This is a genomic window from Citrobacter sp. wls826 (assembly GCF_005281245.1).
In the GTDB taxonomy this organism is placed as follows: Bacteria; Pseudomonadota; Gammaproteobacteria; order Enterobacterales; family Enterobacteriaceae; genus Citrobacter; species Citrobacter braakii.
Genome location: NZ_SZWS01000024.1, coordinates 128,457 through 133,966, shown reverse-complemented (window position 1 = coordinate 133,966; position 5,510 = coordinate 128,457). Strand labels below are relative to the sequence as shown.

The 5,510-nt window shown below is 52.9% G+C and carries 5 protein-coding genes; 4 read left to right on the top strand and 1 reads right to left on the bottom strand.

Annotated elements, in window-relative coordinates:
• Positions 1-22: 22 nt before the first annotated feature.
• Positions 23-1,159 carry a 23S rRNA (guanine(1835)-N(2))-methyltransferase RlmG gene (gene rlmG, locus FDW87_RS05720; RefSeq protein WP_137379512.1) on the bottom strand — a complete coding sequence of 379 codons (1,137 nt, stop codon included), beginning with the start codon at positions 1,157-1,159 and terminating at the stop codon, positions 23-25.
• A gap of 83 nt (positions 1,160-1,242) precedes the next feature.
• Here rlmG and FDW87_RS05715 point away from each other — a divergent pair, with 83 nt between their 5' ends.
• The 4 genes from FDW87_RS05715 to sstT all read left to right on the top strand — a co-directional run.
• Positions 1,243-1,743, top strand: a complete 501-nt coding sequence (locus FDW87_RS05715; protein WP_016154609.1) for a M48 family metallopeptidase — start codon at positions 1,243-1,245, stop codon at positions 1,741-1,743.
• A gap of 72 nt (positions 1,744-1,815) precedes the next feature.
• Entirely contained in the window at positions 1,816-2,814 is a 999-nt protein-coding gene (locus FDW87_RS05710) for a Gfo/Idh/MocA family protein (protein WP_016154610.1), read from the top strand.
• Between the two features lie 271 nt (positions 2,815-3,085).
• Positions 3,086-4,054 (top strand): TerC family protein, encoded by a 969-nt coding sequence (locus FDW87_RS05705; protein ID WP_016154611.1) that lies wholly within the window; start codon positions 3,086-3,088, stop codon positions 4,052-4,054.
• 242 nt (positions 4,055-4,296) lie between these two features.
• Positions 4,297-5,510: serine/threonine transporter SstT (gene sstT / locus FDW87_RS05700; protein WP_137379519.1), on the top strand; the 1,214-nt coding region annotated here is incomplete at its 3' end.

Below are 5,510 nucleotides of genomic sequence, written 5' to 3'. Positions count from 1 at the left end.
CGCCGCCATCCGGCACACACGATTAGCGGCGGCGACCGGTTTTGACCGCTTTTAGCACCACGAATTTATTATTGGTGGCGATGGTCACGCAGTTGCCGAAAATCTTTTTCAGCTTGTGGAAGTAGTCAAGGTGACGGTTAGCCACAATGTACAGCTCACCGTTGATTTTCAGGCAGCGGCGAGCGTGGTGGAACATCTCCCAGGCAATGTTATCCGTCAGCGCGTGCTTCTGGTGGAACGGTGGGTTACACAGCACGGCGTTAAAGCGGAACGGTTCGACGCCCGACAGCGCGTTGTTGATCATAAACTCACAGCGATCCAGCGCTTCAGGCATGTTACTTTCCACGTTCAAGCGGCTTGAAGCCACCGCCATCGGCGATTCATCAACAAATACCACGCTGGCTTCCGGGTTCTTCGCCAACAGCGTCATACCGATGACGCCGTTACCACAGCCGAGGTCAACAATCTCCCCTTCGAGGTTTTCCGGCAGATGCTCGATAAAAAAGCGCGCGCCGATATCCAGTCCGGTACGGGAGAAGACGTTGGCGTGGTTATGGATAGTCCATTCGGTACCTTCCAGCTTCCAGCTTAGCGTTTGCGAGGCAGCGGCCAGCTCAGGTTTGCTGAACGTACAGTTGATTAAACGGGCTTTTTTCCAGGCCAGCGTCGTGGTGGTTGGACCCAATACTTTTTCAAACAGCTCCAGCGTCGAGGTATGCACATCACGCGCTTTTGCCCCGGCGATGATACGCGTTTGCGGCGTTACCACTTCGCGCAGCGCGCGCAGTTGCTGCTCCAGCAGCGCCATGGTTTTTGGCAGCTTAATCAGCACCACGCCCGGCGCCTGCGGGTAGTCAGCCGTACTGTCGAGGAATTTGACGCTCGACTCGGCAATTTCGTTATGACGCAGGTTCTCGCGTGTGGCAAGCTCGCTGAGATAAGAATCGCCAATGCTGTACGGCGAATGTTGCGCCAGCGCACAGCCCAGTGCGCCAAAGGTATCATTCAGGATTAGCACCGGGCCGCTAATCTCGGTATCGTCCAGCTGTTGCAGCAGATATTCATCTGCCGCTTCCCACGCCAGCAGCGGGTTAACGTCATCCGTTTCCGGGAAACGTTTAAGTGACAGCGAACGGAAACCGTTGTCTATGTGGCTCATCGGCCCTCCTGAATGGTAAAATTTCGGCGTATCCCTGAAAAGGGTGCGTGAGTATACACTTTTTATGATTGGCATGGGCAAAGATGAACCAACTAACTTATCTCCAGGGCTACCCGGAACATTTACTTTCTCAGGTGAGAACGCTGATTGCTGAACAGCGTCTGGGCGCAGTGCTGGAGAAGCGCTATCCGGGGACGCATGATTTCGCGACCGACAAAGCGCTCTGGCAATATACTCAGGATCTGAAAAATCAGTTCCTGCGTAATGCCCCACCGCTGAATAAAGTCATGTATGACAGCAAGATACATGTTCTGAAGAATGCGCTGGGGCTGCATACCGCCGTATCTCGCGTGCAGGGCGGTAAGTTAAAAGCCAAAGCGGAGATCCGCGTTGCCACCGTGTTTCGCAATGCCCCTGAACCTTTTTTACGCATGATCGTCGTTCATGAACTGGCGCATCTGAAAGAAAAAGAGCACGACAAAGCGTTTTACCAGCTGTGCTGTCATATGGAGCCTCAGTATCATCAACTGGAGTTCGATACCCGCCTGTGGTTAACGCAACAATCGTTAAAGCAAACTGCGTAGTCGCGCACTGGCTTTGTCTTCAGAGCATGCTAAATTGACGAAAGGATCCCTTTTCGCAGCCTGAAGGCCATTATGATACGTTTCGCAGTAATTGGCACAAACTGGATCACCCGCCAGTTTGTCGATGCCGCCCATGAAACCGGCAAATATAAGTTAACCGCGGTCTATTCCCGTAGCCTTGAACAGGCGCAGACCTTCGCCAACGATTACCCCGTCGAGCATCTGTTTACCTCACTGGAAGCGATGGCGCAAAGCGAGGCGATCGACGCCGTCTACATCGCCAGTCCAAACTCCCTGCACTTCCCGCAGACCGAGCTGTTTTTGCGGCACAAAAAGCATGTTATTTGCGAAAAGCCGCTGGCCTCAAACCTGGCGCAAGCCGAAGCCGCTATCGCCTGCGCGCGCGAAAATCAGGTCGTGCTGTTTGAAGCGTTTAAGACCGCCAGCTTGCCTAACTTCCTGCTGTTGCAGCAATCTCTACCCAAAGTCGGAAGAATCAGGAAAGCGTTTATTAATTACTGCCAGTACTCCTCGCGTTACCAGCGCTATCTGGACGGTGAAAATCCGAACACGTTTAATCCGGCGTTCTCAAATGGCTCGATTATGGATATCGGTTTTTACTGCCTGGCCTCAGCGGTTGCGCTGTGGGGTGAACCGCAAAGCGTTCAGGCCAGCGCCAGTCTGCTGGAAAGCGGCGTAGATGCCCACGGCGTGGTGGTGATGAATTACGGTGATTTCAGCGTCACACTCCAGCACTCAAAAGTAAGCGACTCGGTGTTAGCCAGTGAAATTCAGGGTGAGCAGGGATCGCTGGTGATCGAGCATATTTCCGAGTGTCAGAAAGTGTGCTTCGTTCCTCGCGGGGGGAAAACCCAGGATCTGACAACGCCTCAGCACATCAATACTATGCTGTATGAGGCAGAGGCTTTTGCTCATTTGGTTGAATCCGGCGAAGTGGATCACCCCGCACTGGCCGTCAGCCGTATCACCGCCAAACTGCAAACAGAGATTCGCCGCCAGACCGGCGTGATTTTCCCGGCAGACGAAGCGGTAACATCGCTGACTGCGTAAAGGTATGTAAAACGAATGTTGCAGGCCATTGACTGAATGCATGGCCTGTAATATTTTGTAACCCGCAAAGGGGAGTAACTTCGTTGTCGGTTGATCGTCATTACGATGTGTGAAAAACCACATCCGGTCGCCGGGCGATAACAAAGGAATACGCCATCGTATTCCTTTGTTGTTGTAAGTGAGACCTTGCCGAATGGCAAGGTCTATGCATAAAAAGCAGCGGCTAACGTCATTCGGCGTTGGCCGTTTTTTTTATGCATGGGGAAATACAATGAATACTGTCGGCACACCGTTGTTATGGGGTGGCTTCGCTGTCGTGGTGGTAATTATGCTGGCCATCGACCTGCTGTTGCAGGGTCGTCGTGGCGCGCATACGATGTCGATGAAGCAGGCTGCGGCCTGGTCAATCGTTTGGGTAACGCTGTCGTTACTGTTTAACGCCGTCTTCTGGTGGTACCTGGCACAAACCCAGGGCCGCGCCGTTGCCGACCCACAGGCGCTGGCGTTCCTTACCGGCTATTTGATCGAAAAATCGCTGGCAGTAGATAACGTCTTTGTCTGGTTGATGCTGTTCAGCTACTTCTCCGTACCGCCTGCGTTGCAGCGTCGGGTACTGGTGTATGGCGTGCTGGGAGCCATTGTTCTGCGTACGATCATGATCTTCGCCGGCAGTTGGCTTATCACCCAATTTGAGTGGCTGTTGTACGTGTTCGGTGCATTCCTGCTGTTTACCGGCGTGAAGATGGCGCTGGCGAAAGAAGATGCTTCCGGTATTGGCGACAGACCGTTAGTACGCTGGCTGCGCGGTCATTTGCGCATGACCGATACCATCGAAGATGAAAAATTCTTCGTGCGTAAAAACGGCCTGCTGTTTGTTACGCCGCTGATGCTGGTGTTGATTCTGGTTGAGCTGAGCGACGTCATTTTCGCCGTCGACAGTATTCCGGCAATCTTTGCCGTCACTACCGACCCGTTCATCGTGTTGACCTCAAACCTGTTTGCTATTTTAGGTCTGCGCGCAATGTACTTCCTGCTAGCGGGCGTGGCGGAGCGTTTCTCCATGCTGAAGTACGGTTTGTCGGTCATTCTGGTGTTTATCGGTATTAAGATGCTGATCGTCGATTTCTACCATATCCCGATCGCTATCTCGTTAGGCGTGGTATTTGGCATTCTGTTTGTGACGCTGATTGTGAACGCCTGGGTCAACCACCAGCACGATAAAAAGCAACAAATACAGTAAGTTTCATCTGCTAGCTGAAAAGCCCGACAGCACACTGCGTGCGTCGGGCTTTTTGTTTATCATGTCAAAATAATGTTAACTCAAAGTTATAAAATATGATCTCAACGCGAAATCCAGGATATTTCGCTTCCAGAACCCTGTTCTTTCCTTATACTCAGCCATGCAAACATTTGCCTCATCCTGAAAGATGCGTCTACAGAACGCACAAAGGCAGGGCAACAACACAATGAAAGGATTACTACATGACTACGCAACGTTCATCGGGGCTATTCTCGCGCCTGGCGCAAGGGAGCCTGGTTAAACAAATTTTGATCGGTTTGGTTCTGGGGATTTTACTGGCACTGGTGTCAAAACCTGCGGCAGAAGCCGTTGGTTTACTGGGTACTCTGTTCGTCGGCGCGTTAAAAGCCGTCGCACCAATTCTGGTTCTGATGCTGGTAATGGCTTCTATCGCCAACCACCAGCACGGGCAAAAAACCAATATCCGCCCAATCCTGTTCCTCTACCTGCTCGGAACATTTTCCGCAGCGTTAGCGGCCGTTGTCTTCAGCTTCGCCTTCCCATCGACACTGCATCTTTCCAGCAGCGCCAGCGATATCGTACCGCCGTCCGGCATTATTGAAGTGATGCGTGGCCTGCTAATGAGCATGGTTTCTAACCCAATTGATGCACTGCTTAACGCCAACTACATCGGCATCCTGGTTTGGGCCGTCGGTCTGGGCTTTGCGCTGCGTCACGGTAATGAAACGACCAAAAATCTGGTCAACGATATGTCCAACGCTGTTACCTTTATGGTGAAGCTGGTGATTCGTTTCGCGCCGATCGGTATCTTCGGCCTGGTCTCCTCCACGCTGGCAACCACCGGTTTCGCCACGCTTTGGGGCTACGCACATCTGCTGACCGTGCTGGTAGGCTGTATGCTGCTGGTAGCGTTGGTGGTCAACCCGCTGCTGGTATTCTGGAAAATTCGCCGCAACCCATATCCGTTAGTGCTGGCCTGTCTGCGTGAAAGCGGCGTGTACGCCTTCTTTACCCGCAGCTCCGCGGCAAACATTCCGGTGAATATGGCGCTGTGTGAGAAGCTGAACCTGGATCGTGATACCTATTCGGTGTCTATCCCGCTGGGAGCTACCATCAATATGGCTGGCGCGGCGATCACCATTACCGTGTTGACGCTGGCGGCGGTAAATACGTTGGGTATTCCGGTCGATTTACCGACGGCGCTGTTACTGAGCGTGGTGGCTTCGCTGTGCGCCTGCGGCGCATCGGGCGTGGCGGGGGGGTCTCTGCTGCTGATCCCACTGGCATGTAATATGTTCGGTATCCCGAATGACATCGCCATGCAGGTCGTTGCCGTTGGCTTTATCATCGGCGTATTGCAGGATTCCTGTGAAACGGCGCTGAACTCTTCTACAGACGTTCTGTTTACCGCTGCGGCCTGCCAGGCTGAAGACGA